19 protein-coding genes and 1 tRNA gene are annotated in these 19,522 nt (G+C 60.1%); 7 read left to right on the top strand and 13 right to left on the bottom strand.

What is annotated here, in order from left to right; genetic code table 11:
- Position 1: 1 nt before the first annotated feature.
- Positions 2-745 (top strand): winged helix-turn-helix domain-containing protein, encoded by a 744-nt coding sequence (locus F6A13_RS09575; protein WP_126604256.1) that lies wholly within the window; start codon positions 2-4, stop codon positions 743-745.
- Between the two features lie 53 nt (positions 746-798).
- On the opposite strand, the gene F6A13_RS09570 is transcribed toward F6A13_RS09575, so the two are convergent.
- The 5 genes from F6A13_RS09570 to F6A13_RS09555 form a co-directional block, all read right to left on the bottom strand.
- Positions 799-1,545: an HAD family hydrolase gene (locus F6A13_RS09570; protein WP_113525358.1), complete on the bottom strand. Its 747-nt coding sequence runs from the start codon at positions 1,543-1,545 to the stop codon at positions 799-801.
- 4 nt (positions 1,546-1,549) lie between these two features.
- Positions 1,550-2,548 (bottom strand): aminoglycoside phosphotransferase family protein, encoded by a 999-nt coding sequence (locus F6A13_RS09565; RefSeq protein ID WP_126604255.1) that lies wholly within the window; start codon positions 2,546-2,548, stop codon positions 1,550-1,552.
- On the bottom strand, positions 2,545-3,081 hold the full coding sequence (locus F6A13_RS09560) for a hypothetical protein (protein WP_126604254.1): 537 nt from the start codon (positions 3,079-3,081) through the stop codon (positions 2,545-2,547). Before F6A13_RS09560 ends, F6A13_RS09565 begins: the two co-directional genes overlap by 4 nt.
- An 81-nt stretch (positions 3,082-3,162) precedes the next feature.
- Positions 3,163-3,327, bottom strand: a complete 165-nt coding sequence (locus tag F6A13_RS15390; RefSeq protein ID WP_172959316.1) for a hypothetical protein — start codon at positions 3,325-3,327, stop codon at positions 3,163-3,165.
- Positions 3,328-5,817, bottom strand: coding sequence for a penicillin-binding protein 1A (locus F6A13_RS09555; RefSeq protein ID WP_151528163.1), 2,490 nt, complete (start codon positions 5,815-5,817; stop codon positions 3,328-3,330).
- A 97-nt stretch (positions 5,818-5,914) separates the two neighbouring features.
- On the opposite strand from F6A13_RS09555, the gene gltX reads away from it, so the two are divergent.
- On the top strand, positions 5,915-7,363 hold the full coding sequence (gltX, locus tag F6A13_RS09550) for a glutamate--tRNA ligase (RefSeq protein WP_215886242.1): 1,449 nt from the start codon (positions 5,915-5,917) through the stop codon (positions 7,361-7,363).
- Complete coding sequence (gene cysS, locus F6A13_RS09545; protein ID WP_113525363.1) at positions 7,360-8,748, top strand: cysteine--tRNA ligase; 1,389 nt, start codon at positions 7,360-7,362, stop codon at positions 8,746-8,748. The genes gltX and cysS overlap by 4 nt, the downstream gene beginning before the upstream one ends.
- A 42-nt stretch (positions 8,749-8,790) precedes the next feature.
- On the opposite strand, the gene F6A13_RS09540 is transcribed toward cysS, so the two are convergent.
- Positions 8,791-11,142, bottom strand: a complete 2,352-nt coding sequence (locus F6A13_RS09540; RefSeq protein WP_126604253.1) for an Rne/Rng family ribonuclease — start codon at positions 11,140-11,142, stop codon at positions 8,791-8,793.
- A gap of 197 nt (positions 11,143-11,339) precedes the next feature.
- Between F6A13_RS09540 and rluC the strand changes: the two genes are divergently transcribed.
- The 3 genes from rluC (at position 11,340) to F6A13_RS09525 (ending at position 13,648) form a co-directional block, all read left to right on the top strand.
- On the top strand, positions 11,340-12,293 hold the full coding sequence (rluC, locus tag F6A13_RS09535) for a 23S rRNA pseudouridine(955/2504/2580) synthase RluC (protein ID WP_126604252.1): 954 nt from the start codon (positions 11,340-11,342) through the stop codon (positions 12,291-12,293).
- Positions 12,290-12,955, top strand: a complete 666-nt coding sequence (locus F6A13_RS09530; RefSeq protein WP_113525366.1) for an HAD family hydrolase — start codon at positions 12,290-12,292, stop codon at positions 12,953-12,955. The genes rluC and F6A13_RS09530 overlap by 4 nt, the downstream gene beginning before the upstream one ends.
- Before the next feature lie 123 nt (positions 12,956-13,078).
- Entirely contained in the window at positions 13,079-13,648 is a 570-nt protein-coding gene (locus tag F6A13_RS09525; RefSeq protein ID WP_113525367.1) for a methyltransferase family protein, read from the top strand.
- On the opposite strand, the gene F6A13_RS09520 is transcribed toward F6A13_RS09525, so the two are convergent.
- The 4 genes from F6A13_RS09520 to F6A13_RS09505 all read right to left on the bottom strand — a co-directional run bounded on the left by F6A13_RS09520 (position 13,641) and on the right by F6A13_RS09505 (position 16,195).
- A complete protein-coding gene (locus tag F6A13_RS09520; protein WP_225981789.1) occupies positions 13,641-14,495 on the bottom strand; it encodes an alpha/beta fold hydrolase in 855 nt (284 codons plus the stop codon). The two genes, F6A13_RS09525 and F6A13_RS09520, sit on opposite strands and share 8 nt — an antisense overlap.
- A 152-nt stretch (positions 14,496-14,647) precedes the next feature.
- A complete protein-coding gene (locus F6A13_RS09515; protein WP_126604250.1) occupies positions 14,648-15,442 on the bottom strand; it encodes an FkbM family methyltransferase in 795 nt (264 codons plus the stop codon).
- 32 nt (positions 15,443-15,474) lie between these two features.
- On the bottom strand, positions 15,475-16,041 hold the full coding sequence (locus F6A13_RS09510) for a DUF805 domain-containing protein (RefSeq protein WP_126604249.1): 567 nt from the start codon (positions 16,039-16,041) through the stop codon (positions 15,475-15,477).
- Between the two features lie 69 nt (positions 16,042-16,110).
- Positions 16,111-16,195, bottom strand: a tRNA-Leu gene (locus tag F6A13_RS09505).
- 54 nt (positions 16,196-16,249) lie between these two features.
- Here F6A13_RS09505 and F6A13_RS09500 point away from each other — a divergent pair.
- On the top strand, positions 16,250-16,876 hold the full coding sequence (locus tag F6A13_RS09500) for a nucleotidyltransferase (protein WP_113525371.1): 627 nt from the start codon (positions 16,250-16,252) through the stop codon (positions 16,874-16,876).
- 50 nt (positions 16,877-16,926) lie between these two features.
- Here F6A13_RS09500 and F6A13_RS09495 read toward each other — a convergent pair whose 3' ends face one another.
- The 3 genes from F6A13_RS09495 to F6A13_RS09485 form a co-directional block, all read right to left on the bottom strand.
- Complete coding sequence (locus tag F6A13_RS09495; RefSeq protein WP_126604248.1) at positions 16,927-18,003, bottom strand: NADH:flavin oxidoreductase/NADH oxidase; 1,077 nt, start codon at positions 18,001-18,003, stop codon at positions 16,927-16,929.
- Positions 18,000-18,728: a dienelactone hydrolase family protein gene (locus F6A13_RS09490; protein WP_113525373.1), complete on the bottom strand. Its 729-nt coding sequence runs from the start codon at positions 18,726-18,728 to the stop codon at positions 18,000-18,002. The genes F6A13_RS09495 and F6A13_RS09490 overlap by 4 nt, the downstream gene beginning before the upstream one ends.
- Before the next feature lie 89 nt (positions 18,729-18,817).
- Positions 18,818-19,435 (bottom strand): TetR/AcrR family transcriptional regulator, encoded by a 618-nt coding sequence (locus tag F6A13_RS09485; protein ID WP_225981788.1) that lies wholly within the window; start codon positions 19,433-19,435, stop codon positions 18,818-18,820.
- Positions 19,436-19,522 lie beyond the last annotated feature (87 nt).

The raw sequence follows: 19,522 nt of genomic DNA, 5'->3' as shown, positions 1-19,522 counted from the left end.
CATGACAAACCTACACGAAGGTGATCTGGATATCCTGTTGGTGGAGGATGACCCGAGTATCGGCGGGTTTCTACAGGCGGCGATGGACCGCGAACCAGGATATCACTTGTACTGGGAAACCACGCTGAAAGATGCCTGGAAGGCTTGGGAAAAACGACAAATCCAGGAAGGTCGGCCATTCGCTTTGGTTCTGCTGGACCTTGGTTTACCGGATGGGGATGGGCAGGGACTGATCCGTCGATTACGCGACCACGGCGGGGAACAGGCATTGATCATCGTCATCTCGGCGCGTGGAAACGAGGCTGACAAGATACAGGCTCTCGATAGTGGCGCCGACGATTATCTGACCAAGCCGTTTACCATTGGCGAGCTGCTGGCGCGCCTGCGCGCCCATTTGCGGCGACGGCCAGTAGGCTCATCCGCCGAATCTTCCCGTTGGGTCATTGGTGTCTTGGAGCTGGATGATCTCACCCATACCCTTCGCAAGGGCGGGGTGCCCATTCCGATTACGCCCAAGGAGTATCAACTGTTCCACCTTTTTGTGATGAATCAGGGGCGAATATTGTCGTATCGACGAATTCTCGGCGCAGTGTGGGGAGAGCACAGTAGCGATCAGGCCCACTATGTAAGGTTATATATCAAACGACTGCGGGAGAAGATTGAGGATGATCCCGGAATGCCACAATATCTGGTAACCGAAAAAGGAGTTGGGTATCGATTTGGCAATCCGGAGGTCTCAAAATAACCGTGCTCAGAGGAAAGATACCACGGGCTTTGACGGCGAGGGTAAAACAGTAATCAGTCATCGCCATCCGCATGTTTCAGTGCGAGGAACCCGATGCCATCCAGCACCTGATAAAGATCTCTCGCATAATAATCGGGCACTACGTCGTTATAGGATTTGCTGCCCTGATTGGAGTCCACAAAAATGGTTTTCATCCCCGCCTGTTGGGCGCCATAAATATCCCGATACATATCATTGCCGACATAGATCGTTTCATGGGGAGCCACTTCCAGTTGCTCTGCGGCCATAGTGAATAATCGCGGGTCTGGTTTGCGATAGCCGTAGTCACCGGAAATAACCCGTACGTCAAAATATTTCTTGATACCCAGCGCGCGCATTTCGGGGAGCGCAAAGCAGCGTTGCGCGTCGGAAACGGTCGCCATCCGGTAGCTTTCCTGAACACTTTTCAGGATGCGTTTGACACCGTCGTAACGCTCCAGGCGGGTGCGGGAGAGACCACGATGCAGGCGGGCCAGTTCTCTGGCCAGTTTCGCCCGGCCTTTGAGGGGTTTGCTGTTCTCCTGGACGAGCAGCGTGTGCCAGATCGCCTCGACGTCGATTTCCGGATATCTTTCCGCAGATTGGCGTTTTCCTTCTTTCAGGATGGCAAAGTAGCGTTCGCGGACCTCACGCCGGTTCATGAAGACCCGGTGATAGGTGAGATAATGGGATATGCCGCGATAAATCTCCTCCATTTCCTCATTGGTTTCAATGTTGATCAGGGTGCCATAAAGATCGAAAAATACGGCGCGTATGGACATGGTGTTATCTCCGCAGAATGTGAGTGGCTTCGTGGATCAGGACCTGACTGTAACGCCAGTCCAGCCAGGAATTGCGGGCAATGCGTAACAGGGTCATGCCCATGTAAAAGGGGATCCGTTCGGTAATCGACGCGAAAGCGGCATGACGATCCGGAAAATGGGTGCTGTATTCCCAGAGAAAATGGCCGATGAATGGTTCGGCATGCTCCCCATGATGGGTGCTGCGCATGAAGTGATGTTTCAGTTCTCCCGCGATCATGCCAAGATCATACGCGCGATCTGCATACTGCATCCGTTCCAGATCGATGGCAATGGTACGCCGACGGGCTGCGAAGAGAAAATTGGAGGGCGTGGCATCGCCATGGATCAGCACCTGCCGGTCCGCCCACATGCAGCCCATATACTGCCAGCGTTCCCGGTAATGATGGAGTTCTCCGGTCTGATGGGTGGATATCCGCTGGCGTCTCTGCAGGCGCGCCGTGATCTTGTCGAAATAGGCAAATTGGGCATCAAAGCGTACGGTCTCCACGCGAGCTGTCCGGTTATGCAATTTGGCAAGGAAATAGCCGAGGTCCGTCAGGCGCGCATATAATAACGCCGCATCGTTGTGTTCAATACACTCTCTGATGACGCTGGAGAGGGATTGTCCAGGACAGAATTCCTCGATGATGACACTGTTGATATCCCGTGAAATTCCCAGGGGCTGCGGAATATACAGGCGTTCGGTCTGGAAACCCAGGTCGCGCAACAGATGCATATGCCGCCATTCATTGTGCGCCCGGTCCCAGGCCTGTTGCGGGTCCCTATGGATACGGTTGAAGAACTTGCCGATCACTTTCTGCTGGGAATGGGTTTCCTCATAGAGAAATACCGCATTGGATGCCGGAAACTGAAATACCCGAAACTGACTGGAGCCCTGCCCATGGTCTGGTCGTGGAAATATCTGCCTATCGAGATACGCGTAGAGTGGATCGTAGGGATTCAGACGGCCCAGGTATTTCATTGGGCGCCGTTTGCCTTGCCCTGAATCTCCGGGGGTGGAGGCCGCAGTACCGGATGTAATTCTATCCCGATGATTTTCCAGCCCGACTCCGCACCATTCAGCAACGGCGCGATATTTCGCTGGATTTGTTGCTCCAGCGCAGCCCTGGCTGAGGTGGAGCTGGTGATGCCGGCCAGGTCAGGAAACGCCATGAAGGGGTTGGCGATGCGCGCATCCAGTTGCCCCTGCAATGGGAGAAGGCTCTTCCAAGGGCCATCGCCCTGCAGGATGGCCACCGGATGAATGGTCAGGACATGGATTCGCCCGGTATGGTCCGTAATGGTGACGCCATAAGACCCCAGGTCCACGGCGCGTTGGGAGGGTATCGGCGCCGCCGGTTTCCGTGTCACGAGCGGCGCGCCGACACTCCGCGGACGAACCGGCAGATGGAGGGCTATACCCACCGCAATGGCTGTGAGCAGCACGGCGAGGATGACAAAAATCGCCCATCGACCGCGGTTGGACCGGGCCCACTTTTTGGGACGTGTTGCCAATCTCCGTTTCTCCTTTCCCGGCTGAACGGGGCCTGCCTGTGCGATATCCCTTCCTGCCCGCAAGGAACATGGGCGATGTGGTTAGTTAGGCGGTTGCAGCACGGGCGAGGCCGCTAAAAGCAATATGGCGCAGGGGACCTGGACGAAGGGGCTGCTGCCCAGCGCCGTACCCACGCAGGATTCCCGGGCGGTGGACCAGACGGGGCGGCGCCAGGCGGCAGCGGGCGCTTGGCTTGGGTTATCCACTCAGAAAAGGCTCTTGATAGTGTTCATCAGTCGGTCGCCGATATCCGTTCCCGCGCCGCTTGTCGTTGACGCCGTGGGCGCGGCAACGGGCGGATATCCTGCAAGATAATCACTGACGCCGATGATATTGCTGCCACCGCTGATGGTCGGGCCGGTCACCGAGGGCGGCCGGAAGAATCCGGTAGCCGGGCTGCCCGCCATGGCCGTACGCATATAGTGAATCCAGATCGGCAACGCCTCCCGCGCGCCCGCAGCCCAGCGGCCCATGGTGCGGTTATCGTCGTAGCCCACCCAGACGCTGGTGGTGATGCGCGGGCTAAACCCGTTGAACCAGGCGTTGTTTTCGTGGTTGGTCGTGCCGGTTTTGCCGGCGATGTCATTGCGCCCGAGGCTCTGGGCGGCGACACCGGTCCCGATTTTGATCACTTGTTGCATCATTTCAGTCATCAGGTAGGCCACCCCGGGGGGTATGGCCGTCTGCTGGGGGGGCGGAGTATAGCCCATGGGGCAGTTGAGCAGGGAGATCTGGGTGCCACGACTGTTCACGATTCTGGTGATGAGATAGGGCTTGGGCAAAAAGCCGCCACTGGAGAAGACCGCATAGGCGCGAGCGAGTTGCAGGGGACTGTAGTCCCCCGCGCCCAGCACCATGGACGGCACCTGAGGCACCTGCTTTGCCGGAAAACCAAAGCGTTGCACATACTGCGCCGCGTAGGGAATGCCGATATCCATCAGGATACGCACACTGGGCACGTTATGGGAGTACGCCAGATTCGACCATACCGGGATCGGCGTATTGGAGAACTGGTTACTGTAGTTGGTCGGTACATAGACCTGGCCGGTAGGCAGGGTGATGGACAGGGGGGTGTCCGGAATCGGGGTCTGGGGCGTCATGTAGGTGTTCTTGCCCGAAGCCAGCAGTGCCGGCGCATCCATGGCCGCGGCGTAGACGAACGGCTTGAAGCCCGATCCGGGTTGCCGGTAGGCAAACACGGCGCGATCGAAATGGCTGAGTTCATAGCTGAAGCCGCCCACCAAGGCGTGGATGGCCCCGGTGCGACTGTCCAGACTGACCAGGGCGCCCTGTACCTGGGGAACTTGTGAAAGCTGCCAGCCCGCGTTCTTCCCGGCCGAGGACCAGACATTGGCTCCCCATTCCTGGCCAGCCCCCGCCGTGACAGCGTGGACATAAGGGCGCAGCCAGATCAGGTCGCCGCTGTGCAGGACCGCGTTTACCGTACGCGGCATGGGTGCGCCCACACGGGGGCGTGCCCAGTTGACGTCGCGCAGGGTCAGCGTGACATTTTTTACGCCTTCCAGAGAGACCGTGGCGCTTTTGGGGTCGGCGCTGACCACTACGCCCCATTTGAGGTTGGCCGGATCATGTGGTGGCAACATGTCCGGCCGCTTGCCGGCGAGAGCCGCCTGCAGCGCAGCCCCGCTGAGACGTGCGATGGGGCCACGGTAGCTTTTGGGATCCATGCTGGAGAGCCCCATATCGTAGTTTTCCAGGCCCACGGCAATCGCCTCATTCGCCGCTTCCTGATCTTGCGGCACGATGGTGGTATACACCTTGAGGCCGGAACGGTAGGTGAAATCGCTGCCAAATTGCTGGGTAAGCCAACTGGCGATCCAGTCGGTGACGTAGGGCGCGCCATTGCTGGCGGCGGCATGATAGCGCGAGAGAATGGGCTCCGCATTGGCCTTCGCCTCCTCATCCGCAGAAATATAGCCGAGCTTTTCCATGCGTTTGAGCACATAGCCGCGGCGCCTCCTGGCGAGATCGGGATTCACTACGGGGTTTAGGACCGAAGGCGCCGGCGGTAGCCCGGCAATAGTTGCCATCTCCCCCAGTGTCAGTTCACTGACGCCTTTTCCGAAATAGGTCCGGGCCGCTGCCTGCACGCCGTAGGCCCCTTGCCCGAGATAAATCTTGTTCAGATAAAGTTCAAGAATCTGCTTATGGGTGAAATGAGCGGCGAGTTTGTATGCCAGGAGAATTTCCGCGATCTTCCGGGAAATGGTTTTTTGCGGAGTCAGGTAAAAGTTCCGGGCCACCTGCTCCGGGATGGTGCTGGCACCCTGCATCGGCGCCATATGAATGACGTCCACCACCGCCGCCCGCAGAATCCCGGGATAGCTGACCGGGTAATACAGCGGGTTGTTACTGTAAAAACGGGCGTTTTCGGCGGATATGAAGGCTTCCTGCAACCGGGCCGGAATCTGGTCGAGGGGCAGCGCATAGCGCATCTGAGGACCGACCTCCTGCAGCAGCGCGCCGTTCGCGGCGTATATCCGCAAGGGTTCATCCGGATGCCATTCCTTGAGTTCGTGGACAGGCGGTAGAGTTTGCCAGATGCGGTAGACATAAATGCCGACGCCGATCCCGATATTGATCAGAATCAGCAGGATGATCAGTAAAATCCAGCGTCCATAATGGTGGCGCTTCGGTTGCCTGGCGCGCGCGCGCGGGGTATTCGCTTGAGCCATTCCGTTTCTTTCCGTGTGTATGAGTACTTCGCAAAGCGCATGCTGGCCTGCACTTTGCGAAGTATCCTATCCCGGCTTTTGCATTGCGATGCGGCCGATGGCGCAATACTATACCACCATGAATCTGAAGAGTCGCTTTGCGCCCAGCCCCACCGGTTACCTGCACCTTGGCAATGCCCGCACAGCCCTTTTCGCTTGGCTGGCGGCGCGTGGCGCGGGTGGAACATTCACTTTGCGTCTGGAAGATACGGATCAGCAGCGCTCTCCAGAGATCTATGAGAGAGCCCTGCTGGAAGATCTGCGGTGGTTCGGCATCGACTGGGACGAAGGCCCGGACCGTGGTGGCGACCACGGCCCCTACCGGCAGATGGAACGTCTGCGCCTCTATGATGCGTATTATGCCCAGTTGCAGGCGGCCGGGCAGGCTTACCCCTGCTATTGCAGTGCCGATGATCTGGCCGCCGAGCGCGCCGTGCTGCGCTCCGCCGGAAAGGCGCCGCGCTATGGGGGGCGGTGCCGGCACCTCGACGCCGCGGCGCGGGCCGAGCGCGAGGCTGCCGGGTTATTGCCTACCCTGCGGTTCCGGGTGCCAGATCAGGGCACCCTCACGGTGCCGGATCTGGTTTGGGGTGAGCGACACTATGCGCTGGCCGATCTGGGGGATTTTGTCATCCGTCGCAGCGACGGCAGCCCCGCCTTTTTTTTCGCCAATGCGGTCGACGACGCGCTGATGGAGGTGAATCTGGTTTTGCGCGGCGAGGATCATCTGACCAATACGCCCCGGCAAGTTTTGATATTGCAGGCGCTGGGGTTACCGGTTCCCGCTTATGGGCACCTGCCTTTGTTGCTTGGGGCCGACGGTCAGCCCCTGTCCAAACGATACGGAGCTGCCAGCCTGCGTGATTTGCGCAAGGACGGTTATCTGGCCGCGGCGCTGCGCAACTACCTCGCCCGTCTGGGTCATCATTACAGTGCGACTGGCTTTCTGGATAGCAGGGCATTGGCGCAGGGCTTTGCGCTGAACCAGATCAGCCGGGCGCCCAGCCATTTTGATATGGCGCAGTTGCAGCACTGGCAGCACGAGGCGGTGCAGTCGCTGGACGAGGCCGCCGTCTGGAACTGGCTGGCGCCACTGCTGCGGGGTAAGGTGCCGATGGGGCTGGAAATGCCTTTCGTGGCGGCGGTGCGTGCCAATATCCTGCTGCCCGGCGATGCCCTGGATTGGGCCGAGCGCTGTTTTGGCGTTCCCGCGTTGGCTGACGACGCGGTCGAGGCCATCATCGGCGTTAGTCCGGAGTTCTGGTCCGTCGCTCAGGCGACGCTGCAGGCGTCCGGTGGAGAGTACCGGAGCTGGACAAAAGCCTTGCAGCAGGCTAGCGGGCATCGCGGCAAGGCGTTGTTCATGCCCCTGCGCGCCGCGCTCACCGGGCTCACTCACGGCCCGGAACTGGCGGCGCTCCTTCCCCTTATCGGTGAAGAGCGCGCTCTGGCGCGTCTCCATGCCGCGGCCCAACGCCCCTCAACGCCCATCGAGACCACCCCATGATCAATCTGCCCGTAGTGACCCTCTTTGACACCCTGCGCCGCAGTAAAACGCCGCTAGAGGTGTTGCGTCCCAATCATGTGGGACTCTATGTCTGCGGGATGACCGTATACGACTTCTGTCATCTCGGCCATGCCCGGGTCATGGTCACCTTTGATACGGTGGTGCGCTATCTGCGTGAGCGCGGATATGAGGTGACCTACGTTCGCAATATCACTGATGTCGACGACAAGATCATTCGTCGGGCGTTGGAGTGTGGCGAGTCGATTCAGTCCCTCACAGCACGTTTCATCGACGCCATGCATGAAGATGAGGCGGCGTTGCTCTGCCGGAGACCTGATCTGGAACCGCGGGCGACGGAGCATGTGGGCGCCATGCAAACCCTGATCGGCGAACTCATCCACAGAGGGCATGCCTATGTGGCGGCCAATGGCGATGTATACTACGCAGTGCGCAGCTTTCCGGAGTATGGCCGCCTATCCGGCAAGTCCATTGACGAGTTGACGGCGGGTGCGCGGGTCGAAGTCGGCGAAGAAAAACGCGATCCTCTGGATTTTGCCCTGTGGAAAGCGGCCAAGCCCGGCGAGCCGTCCTGGCCTTCAGCGTGGGGAGAGGGGCGGCCGGGCTGGCATATCGAGTGCTCCGCCATGTCCGCCGATGCCCTGGGCTGTGCCTTTGATATACATGGCGGCGGTGCCGATCTGCAGTTCCCGCATCATGAGAATGAAATCGCCCAGTCCCAGGGCGCGGGCTGTGCTTTTGCCCATTACTGGATGCACAACGGCTTTGTCCGCATCAACGACGAGAAAATGTCAAAATCCCTGAATAATTTCTTCACGGTGCGGGAGCTTCTGCCCCGCTATTCCGGCGAAGTGTTGCGTTTTTTCATTCTCTCCAGCCATTACCGTAGCCCATTGAACTATGCGGAAGAGGCGCTGGAGCAGGCGAGGGCGGGTCTCACGCGGCTCTATACTGCCCTGCGTGGAATGCCCAGGCCTGAAATCGTGGCGGAGATGGGTAGCGAGTGGCGGGAGCGTTTCCATGCCGCCATGAGTGATGATTTTCATACACCGGCAGCCCTTGCCGTGCTTTTTGATCTGGCCCGCGAACTGAATCGCCTGCGGGACGAAGGCAGTGAGGTGGCAGCGCCGCTCGCCACCCTGTTACGGGAACTGGCGGGTGTGCTGGGTTTGCTGCAACAGGATGCCGAGGGTTTTCTTCGCGGCGACGACGCGGACGTGCCTTGGATCGATGGGCGTATTGCCGCGCGCGCTGCGGCGCGGCAGGCCCGTGATTTTGCCGGAGCCGACGCCATCCGGCAGGAATTGGCAGGCGCTGGAGTCATCCTCGAAGATGGCCCCGGCGGCACCACATGGCGGCGGGGATAAGGCACCACTACGCCCCGGTTGGTAGCGCGACGTAGCCGCTGCTCAACCGTCGCCCAGCGGGAAAGACCGTTGCTCGGCGTCACCGGGGACGTCAACAGATTCTGCTCCCCCCTGTTCTATGGCCTCCACGGCCAGTAGGTCACCCTGCACGGGTTCCGGAGTGGGCTCCTGTCGCACGGCCACCGGCAAGGATTCCCGAGTGGTGTCTTTGGCCGGTTCTTGAACGGCCAAGGACGTGGGCTCCTCTGCGGGCAGGCTTTCTACTTCCCGTGCCGGATCACTTTGAACGGTCAGATTGGCAACCGGAGTCCGCGTCGTGACGGGGACCAGCATCTGGTGCCAGTCGGCAGCGGCGGGTACCGAGCCGGGATAGACGAGTTCCTCCAGGACATGGCTGTCATCCTCGGGGCCTGCCAGCAGATCATTATCCTGAAATCCCTCTGTCGTATAGCTCTCCTCAGGGACTTCCTCATCTGCCGAAAAGGATTCCGTACCATTCTCTCCACCCTGGGTGGAACGCCGGGCGCGCGCCCGACGTCCACCGCGGCGGCGGCGCCGGCCACTGCTGCGCCCTTCGCTGCCGTTTTCCTGCTCATCGCTGTTGGTCTCGTTGGCCTGCTCCGTGCTTGCCGACATCTCGGCACCACTGGTTTCCGCCAGGAAAGTCGCGGCATCAACGGGCACATAACGGGATACCAGCGCCCGCACCAGCCGGGCCAGAATGCCCTCTTCCGGCGGAACGACCTTGGCGGGTGCTTTCGTTTTCGGGCTGCTGGGTGCCGGTGGTGTGCGTAGTGGTGGCAACACCTCGGGCGGTGGCGGCGCGGTCAACGGACTCAGCGCCGCGGATTCGTTCGTCGGGCGGTTGGGGCGGGTGGGCAGCGTGTTGCCTTCACCGCCAGGCGCCGGAGCCGTCCGGCTGCTGCCCCCCTCCACGCGCGTCCGCTGAATCTGATAATGGGGCGTAACCATCTCTGGCGTGGGACGGATCAGAATACGGGTGTCGGTTTTGGCCTCGAGTTCCAGAATCTGGCGGCGTTTTTCGTTGAGCAGATAGACGGCTACATCCACCGGGACCTGACACTCCACTTCGGCGGCACCAGTTTTCATGCACTCCTCATACAGCAGGCGCAGGACGTGCATGCTGGTGGCTTCGCAGCCCCGTATCTGACCGGTACCGTTGCAGCGCGGGCAGGGTTCGGAAGAGGCTTCCTCCAGACTCGCACCCAGACGTTGCCGGGACATTTCCATGAGGCCAAAGCGGGAGATACGCCCCAACTGTACCCGGGCCCGATCCAGCTTGAGTGCCTCCTTGAGTTTGTTCTCCACTTCGCGCTGGTGTTTGGGGATTTCCATGTCGATGAAATCGACCACGATGAGCCCGCCCAGATCACGCAGACGAATCTGCCGGGCGATCTCCTCAGCGGCTTCCAGGTTGGTCTGAAATGCGGTCTCCGCGATGTCCTGTCCCTTGGTGGCGCGCCCCGAATTTACGTCGATGGCCACCAGCGCTTCGGTGTGGTCGATGACGATGGCTCCCCCCGACTCCAGGCGCACTTCGCGGCTGAATGCGGACTCGATCTGCTGCTCGATCTGATAGCGGGAGAAAAGAGGTACGTCGTTGTCGTAGTATTTCAGGCGATGCACCATTTTCGGCATCATGGAGCCCATGAACTGCACCGCGGCATGGTAGGCCCCTTCCTCGTCGATCAGCACCTCGCCGATATCTTCGGAAAAGTGATCGCGCAAGGCGCGGACCACGACGTTGCCCTCCTGATAAATCAGGAAAGGCGCGGCACGCGGCGCCGCGGTATCGACGATGGCCTGCCAGATCTGTTTGAGGTATTCCAGGTCGCGCTGCAGAGCCTCCAGCTCCTGACCGATCCCCGCGGTACGGGCGATGACGCCCATGTTTTCGGGGATGTCCAGGAGTTGCAGGTGCTGGCGAATCTGGGTGCGGTCCTCGCCTTCGATGCGCCGGGAGACGCCACCGGCACGCGGATTGTTCGGCATCAGTACCAGATAGCGTCCCGCCAGACTGACGAAGGTGGTGAGCGCCGCGCCTTTGCTGGAGCGTTCTTCCTTGTCTACCTGAACGATGATTTCCTGACCTTCCCGCACCAGATCCTGAATGCGCTTGCGGCCCTGCTCCTGCTGCTGGAAGTATTCCCGGGCGATCTCCTTGAGGGGCAGAAAACCGTGCCGTTCGGCGCCGTAGTCGACGAAGGCGGCTTCTAGGCTCGGTTCCACACGGGTGATTCGACCCTTGTAAATATTGCTTTTTTTCTGTTCCCGGTACGCACGTTCGATATCCAGATCGAGGAGTTTTTGACCATCTACCAAAGCCACCCGCAACTCCTCCGCGTGGGTGGCATTAATCAACATCCGTTTCATAAGTTCTTCGTTCTCCGGCGCTCAACCCGCAAGCCCAAAGGGCCCACCAGGGAGCGCAGCGTTTGTAATTGGGACCGACGGGGTTACCCGTCGATGCTGAAATTGGGGCCGCGCTCCGAGAAGCGCAGCGGCCCAGGTCGAAATATATGCCATAAAAGAATAGAATCGCAAATGAAAAAAGCACAGAGGCAGGGAAAATGACGGGAAACGGGGTGCGGCAATGGCAGGTAACCGACGCGGAAGCCGGGCAGAGGCTGGACAACTTCCTCTTGCGGGTGATGAAAGGTGTGCCGCGCTCCCATATCTACAAAATCCTGCGCAGTGGCGAAGTTCGGGTGAACAAAGGGCGGGCGCGGCCGCACTACCACCTGGCTGAGGGCGATGTGCTGCGCCTGCCGCCGGTGCGGGTGGCGGCGCCCAGCGATCCCGCCGTGCTGCCCACCTACCTGCAGAGCCAGTTGGAAGCCGCTGTCCTTTACGAAGACACTTATCTGCTGGTGCTGGACAAGCCCAGCGGGCTGGCCGTGCATGGGGGGTCGGGCTTGAGCTGGGGCGTCATCGAGGCATTGCGCCAGTTGCGGCCTGATGCCCGTGAACTGGAACTGGTACATCGCCTGGACCGCGACACCTCCGGCTGTCTGATATTCAGCAAGAAGCGCTCGGCGCTGCGTGCGCTCCATGAAGCCCTGCGGGAAGGCCTCATGGAGAAACGTTATCTGGCGCTGGCGGCCGGTGACTGGCAGGGCAAGGTGCGCTCCGTGCGTCTGGCCCTGCGCAAGAACACCCTGCAGTCCGGCGAGCGCATGGTGCGGGTGGACCCGGTGGAGGGTAAGGCTGCACATACGCGTTTTCTACCACTGGAACGTTTCCGCGGTGCGGTGCTGTTGCAGGCGGACCTCGATACCGGGCGTACGCACCAGATTCGGGTTCACCTGCAAGCGATAGGGCATTCGGTGGCGGGTGATGAGAAATATGGCGATGCGATCTTCAACCAGCGCCTGCGTATCCTGGGCCTGCAGCGACTTTTTTTGCATGCGGCCCTGGTGGCCTTCCGCCACCCGCAGGACGGCCGACCCATGCGCATCGAGGCCCCGCTGCCGGCTGATCTGCAGGCCGTCCTGACCCAACTGCGCAAGGAATCCGCCGGATGATCCCGCCCCCCAGTGATTGCCGGCTGATCGTTTTCGATTGGGACGGTACCCTCATGGATAGCATCTCTACCATCTGCGGCTGCCTGTCCCATGCGTTTGCCTATGCAGGGCTGGCGGATCGCGGCGTACAGCAGTACCGGGAAATTATCGGATTGGGACTGGAAGACGCCCTGGCGGCCCTCGCCCCCGATGCGGATCAGCCTACCCGGGAACGGATTCTGGCGGGTTACCGGGAGTGCTTTTTCGGCACCCCGGTCGGCCAAATGCCCCTCTTTCCCGGGGTGGAAGACGCGCTGGTGCAACTCGCTGGCGCTGGTTACGAGATTGCGGTGGCTACCGGTAAAACCCGTCGCGGGCTGGATCGGGTGCTGGGCGAACATCCCCTCCTTGCCGCCTGCATCAGCGCCAGCCGCTGTGCCGATGAAAGCCGCTCCAAACCCGACCCCCTGATGCTCCGCGAACTGCTACGGCACTATGACCTGCCCCCAGCAGCGGCCATCATGGTGGGCGACACTGTGCATGACATGGAAATGGCCGTGGCCGCCGGGGTCCTGCCGGTGGGGGTGCTGTGCGGCGTACACGGCGCGGAACGCCTGGATGCCAGCGGTGCCGCGATGTGTTTTGCCGACCCCACCGCCTTGCCTGGGTGGCTCATCCGCTAACGCACCGGCGTTGAATAGCTGTCGTAACATTCGGGATAATCTCAAGGATTCAGGATGTGGAGATATGGTGGTACACTGTTTCATCGCTGGTGATCGGGGCAAGGGGCTCAAGGGCGGTGAGGAATGATGGTATCTGCTGTTCTGCTGTTAGCGCTGTTGTCAGCGTGGATATTGCTGGAGCTGTACCTGGAATACTTTTTCCGTTCCCCCATGAATGCGAACAGGCAGGATGGCGGGTCTTCAAAAATATTCAACGTCGTGATCTTGTCCAGCGTAGGAAGTTGGGCTTGCGTGTTGGCTCTGGAAATCCGTCAGGAGCCACATATCGCGCTCTATCTACCGCGGGTGGGGGTTTCGTTACTCATGGCGGGACTCCTGTTGCGAACATACGCGATCATGACGTTGAGGAGATATTTCACCGTGGATCTGGCCATTCAGCCTGGGCACCGGCTGATCCGACATGGACCCTATCGCATGGTGCGCCATCCATCCTATACGGGAGCGCTACTCTGTTTTTTGGGGTTGGCGCTGTCGTTTGGCTACTGGGCCACCGCCATCCTGATCGTCGTTCCTGTTATTTTGGCCTACCTCTGGAGAATCGTCAAAGAGGAACGCATACTCGTGGACGCCTTCGGGATCGCTTATCAGGAATACCGCAACTGCACGTACTGCCTTGTTCCCGGTATCATTTAGCGGGTTCCTGAGCAGCCAGGGCCTCATCCTGGTCCAACGCCGCACGGATCTCCGCGGCATGGGTCAGCAACAGCGTATGCGAGCCTGACTCCAGGAGATGGATCTGCGCACTTGGCAAATGTGCGGCCATCGCCAGACCGACCTGCAGATTGTTCACATGATCCTGTGTACCCTGCCAGACATGCACCGGCACCCGGATATCCTCCAGGCGGAAGGGCCAGGGGCGGTTGAGCACCGCGAAATCGTCAGCCAACCCCGCAGTCCCTTGCCGCAAAGCCTCCCGCAAATCGTCGCAAAGCTTCGCCAGAACGTCGGGCGCCGCCAGCAGGGCATGGTCCCGGGTAGTCATCTTTGCCGCGAACTGCGCCACGAAGCGCTCCGGCCTCCGCTGCACGCCCGCCATTCTGAGGCGCAACAGCGCCCTGAAAAGCCACGGTGCATGGCGCACCAGGATAAAGATGGTGTGGTCCTGAAGACCGAAGGCGGATCGTACCTCGGGAAGCTCCGCCGGTCCCGAGCTGCTCGCCAGATGCACGGTGCGCACCCGCCCCGGCATGGCGCGGGCGCAGGCCAGCGCGTAGGGACCACCGCCCGAGAAACCCAGCACGTGAAAGGCGTCCAGCCCCAGATGGTTGGCCAGAACTTCGCCCGTCGCCGCCACTTCGGTCATGGTCAGTCCCGGCTGCCGGTCCGATGCTCCATAACCCGCCCGGTCGAAGGCGATCCAGCGCAGACCGCTACGCAGGGCTGCAGGCAGTAACTCCAGTTGCAGGCGGGAGCCGGGCGTACCGTGAAGGAACAATACCGGCAACTTTCCGTTCGGGTCACCGATGTCTTCATAGGACACGATCCGGCCGGAATCCGAGGTGAATGACCGTTTCATTTTTCAGGCATTGTGTTCGGTCGCAGGCGATCTGCCAGGACAATCCGCTTCGCGCCGTCGGTAAGGATGCTCTGCCCGGCCGCCGCACACGTCGTGCTCCGCTCCATGGCGTGAATCTACACCGTGGTATTTATGATGGAGATCACCGGATCCGATTCGTGTACGGCGATTATATTGATCCCAAATTGGAATGTTTTATAGCCTAGCCCGGTAACGAATCCGATCAGTTCGTTTTCCTCTGATTTTATTTTTTCAATGAGCATGCCTGGCTTATTGCGTATGATCGTTTCCCTTGCGCCATGGAGCACATCGATTTCCATTCCCTCGACGTCTATTTTGATAAAATCAACCCGTCCACTTATCGCCTGATCAATGGCAACCATCCGCGTCCGGATGGTTTTTTCCTCTGAATAGTCTATTTCCTGGCCGATGAACTCGTTGCTCGCCGATTTTTTCAACTCCAGGCTGCCGTAGCTCGACGGCAGGTTGTAGTCCGGTGACGGAACCCCGATGAATCCGTTGCCGGCGCCGACGGCAGCCCATTCGGCTCTGGCGTTGAAGCAGTTGTTGATGGCGATGTTCCCCGCCAGCGCATAAAAAATTCTTTCCTGCGCTTCAAAGGCGACCACCGATCCCCAGCCATACATGAGCTTTGCCCACTCTATGGTGTGGACGCCTATATTGGCGCCGCAATCGATGGCAAAGACGCCATCGCCATGGTGGGTTCTTCTGGCGGATAACAACTGCAGGACGAGATCCACTTCGGGCTGGTCGAAAGATGACGACGTGAGTATTTGATGGCCAACGCCAAATTCCCCGCCGGGAACGATTCTGTAGTCATTTCTGTTGACTATCATGGTTCCATGATTGGTTGACGCCATGACAAATGCAATTGGTCTGAAGGTGGTCAATGTTAAATCCTCATGAATTACAGGTGCCTCGATCAGGATCTATCGAACTCGCGCCCGGAAACAGGCGTGGCGTGGGAGTCCAGAGGATTCGGGCCATAACGGTTCTCTCCTGGGCTTCCCGGCAGGAGGGTGAAGATGAAGATCGTAAGGCCCAACGCGATGCCGATCAAGCCCAATATGCCCAAGACGATTGCCATACCGCCACTGGGCAGACCAGCCTGCAGATTTTGGGTATTGTGCATGATAGTGGTTCTGAAGATCACATATCCAAACGCTCCGTCGAGCAGGAGCCCGTTGATAAAGGAGACGCCTACCCACCAACCCGTCCGTCCAATATCGTGAACACGACGGACCGTGACCATCAGCATTGGTACGGCAGTGGCCAGGGCTGCCAGCCAGAACCCCATCGCGACAATCGAAAGGAGAATGGAAGTGGTGCCGGAATGATCGTGGGTCCGGAGATAGATACCCAGTAGTTGTACGGCAATATTCAACAATAGATAGAATAAAAGGAAATACCAGTATTCTGAGCGCGGTGCCCGGCCGCTTCTGGTAAAAAACTTTTGATATCCTGACATAATGGATTGTTGCATATTCATTTATGCCCCCATTTGTACCCAACTTGCAGCACGCGACAACCTTACGGCGCAACGGCTATTTTGAGAAGTTGGTGCGAAAGGCGAGACTCGAACTCGCACGGCCGTAACCGCTGGAACCTAAATCCAGTGCGTCTACCAATTCCGCCACTCTCGCATTCGCGCTATCTTATGCGGAATGTCGTTTGTAGACAATGAGCGGGGTGCGGAAATGGTTAAGTCACAGCAACAATCCCGTTTGCGGCGCCTGCTAGTGGTGGAATCGGCGCGGATCATGGCTGACGAAGGGGTGGTGGACTTCCGGGTGGCCAAGGAAAAGGCGGCGCGCCGCCTGGGCGCTGGTGGCGATGCTCAACAGGACTGGCCAAGTAATGCGGAGATCGAGGAAGAGCTTCAGTCACGTCTGCAGCTTTTCCATGGTCAGGCGCATGAGGCGGAGTTGCGCCTGCTCCGCGAGCAGGCTGCGCAGGCCATGCAGTGGCTGGCGGAGTTTCGGCCGCGTCTGACCGGGCCGGTTCTGACCGGGACGGCGACGCGTCACGTGCCCGTCACCCTCCATCTTTTTGTGGACACGCCGGAGAGCGTGATTTTTTTTCTGATGGATCAGAAGGTGGCTTATGAAGAGGTCTGGCAGCGGCTTCATTATGGGGATGCCCCGGCCCGGGATTATCCTTGCCTGAAACTGAATTTTGCCGGGGCTGATCTGCGTCTGGTCCTCTTTGATCTGGACGAGGACCGGCGCAGTCCCGCATCCCCCGTGGACGGTCGACCCCTGCGCAGGGCGACACTCGCGCAGTTGCAGAAGCTGCTGGTGGAATCCGTCCCGAACCCCGTTTGACATCCCCTCATTACCGCCACCCCGATGGCAGTCCCCGAATGGCAGGGGGATTATGGACGAGCTTTGGCGCGATCGTACTGTACGGGCCAGGCGAGTTCGACGCCGAGCTCTCGGGCTGCGTGCAGGGGCCAGTAGGGATTGCGCAGCAGTTCCCGGGCCAGGGCCACGGCGTCGGCCTGCTCGGTGACGAGGATGTGTTCTGCCTGCATTGCCTCGGTGATGAGGCCGACAGCGACGGTGGGTATGCCGACCTCCTGGCGGATGGCGCTGGCGAAAGGCGTCTGGAAGCCGGGGCCGGCGGGGATGACGGCATCCGGCGTCATGCCGCCGCTGCTGCAATCGATAACGTCCACGCTACGGTCCTTCAGCGCCTTGGAGAGGACGACGGACTGCTCCAGGTCCCAGCCGCCGCGCACCCAGTCCGTGGCGGAAATCCTCACCCAGAGGGGCAGATCTTCGGGCCACACCGCGCGCACGGCAGCGGTGATTTCCAGTGGCAGGCGCATGCGGTTTTCCAGGCTGCCGCCGTATTCGTCGGTCCGCTGGTTGCTGATGGGGGACAGAAAGCTGTGCAGCAGATAGCCGTGGGCCATGTGCAGTTCCAGAACCTCGAATCCTGCGGCCAGTGCGCGCCTGGCCGCGGCCACAAAGTCCCTACGTACCTTCTCCAGGTTTTGGGCGTCCATGGCGTGGGGCACGGTATGGCTGTGGTGGAAGGGCAGGGCACTGGGTCCCAGAGGCTCCCAGCCGTCCTCTGCGTCGGTCGCAATGGGGTCGCCACCGAGAAAGGGCGGCCGGGTGGACGCCTTGCGTCCCGCATGGGCGATCTGAATGGCGGTGACCGCCCCCTGCGCCTTCATGAACGCCACGATAGGGGCCAGTGCCTGCGCCTGCGTATCCGTCCAGATACCGAGGTCGCGGGGGGAAATGCGGCCTTCCGGGCTGATGGCGGCCGCTTCAACCATGACCAGCCCGGCGCCACCTACGGCACGGCTGCCGAGATGCACCATATGCCAGTCCCCGGCGACGCCATCGGGCGTGGAGTACTGGCACATGGGCGCCACGCAGATGCGGTTGCGCAGGGTGACGCTGCGCAACGTCCAGGAGGAAAACAGCTTGTGCGTCATGCGGATGCTCCGAGATAACGGGTGAAGTGGTCAAGGGTCAGGCGCCAGCCTTCCTGCGCGGCATCGGGACGGAAGCTGTCCCGAGGATCCGCAAAAAAACCGTGTGGCGCGCCTGGAAACACGGTCAGGGTATAGCGCTTGCCGGCGGCGCTGAGCGCAGTGGCGATGCGGCCATGTTCTCCGGGGGTGATGGATTGGTCCTCGGCGCCATAGAGCAGCAGCAGCGGCGCCCCCATCTGATCCGCCAGGTGCAGCACCGATTTACGTCCGACGGAATCCTGATCGGGAGCAATACCGCCGCCGTAGAAGGCGACTGCGGCGCGGAGATGTTCTGCATGGATGGCGTTGGCCATGAAGGCGTAGCGTCCACCCATACAGAACCCCAGCGTGCCGATGGCGTCCTTACGCACCTCAGCGCGTTGCTGCAGTGCCTGGATGGCCATGTGCGCTTCCTGCATGACGACTGCGTCGTTCAGAGTTTTGAGGTGGGCGATGGCACTGTTGAAATCGGAATATTCATAGGTCTTGCCGTGATACAGGTCGGGCACTATGGCGCAATAACCCGCCCGGGCAAGACGTTGGGCCACGTCCTGAAAGTGTGCGTTGACTCCGAATGCCTCGATGAAGATCAGCACGGCCGGGTGTGGACCCACGTCGGCAGGGCGGGCATACCAGGCGCGTAGGCCGTTTTCCAGTTGAACCCATTCAGATGTGATTTGCGACATGATATCTCCTTGCTGCGGTCAGAAAGCAGAAAAAAGCGGCACGCCGGAAATGGAGAAGCGGATGTTCACGGCACGATGCGGGATACCCTTCAGGCCGCCAGTGACTGGACGTAGAGTTGCAACTGTCGCAAACAACGCCGATAGGCTTCGACGGACTGCGCATTTTTGCCCAGGCCGACGCAGCCTTCGATGGCGGCAACGATGAAGAGTGCTACCTCTTTCGCCTCGACGTCAGTGCGCACCTTGCCGGCGGTCTGCCCCTCGGCCAGGGCGTCGGCCATGACCGAGACCCAGCGATCGAGAATCTGCTGTAACCCGCAGCGGAACGCCTCGTCGAGGGGGCTCATTTCCTGGATGAGATTATTGAGGGGGCAGCCGTAGCGGATGACGGATTCGTCGGCGGTATTGATTTTTTCTTCGAGAATACGATGGAGGCTGACCAAAGGGTCATTGTGCTCGGCAAAAGGGGCGAACCACCGCACCGCAAGTTGCGGCGCAATCACTTCTTCGACTACGGCCAGCCCCAGTTCGCGCTTGGTGCCAAAGTGGTGGTAGAGCGCGCCTTTGCTTACTGAGGTATTGGCAAGAATGCGTTCCAGACTGGCCGCCTGAAAGCCGGATTCCAAAATCTCGATATAGGCGGCATCCAGTAGATCGCTGCGGGTCTGCTCCGGGTTACGGGTTTTTCGTAGGGGCTGTGTCATCATAAAATTAAGGATACCGACCAATCGGTATCTTGTCAAGAAGTGCATGTGCTTTTCCGGCAAGACGCGGCCGATGAAGCAAGGGCAGTG

Origin of the sequence: Acidithiobacillus sp. 'AMD consortium' (assembly GCF_008926505.1) — a bacterium.
GTDB lineage: Bacteria > Pseudomonadota > Gammaproteobacteria > Acidithiobacillales > Acidithiobacillaceae > Acidithiobacillus > Acidithiobacillus ferridurans.
Note: the sequence above shows the minus strand (reverse complement) of the source record. Positions and strands in the feature narration are given on the sequence as shown.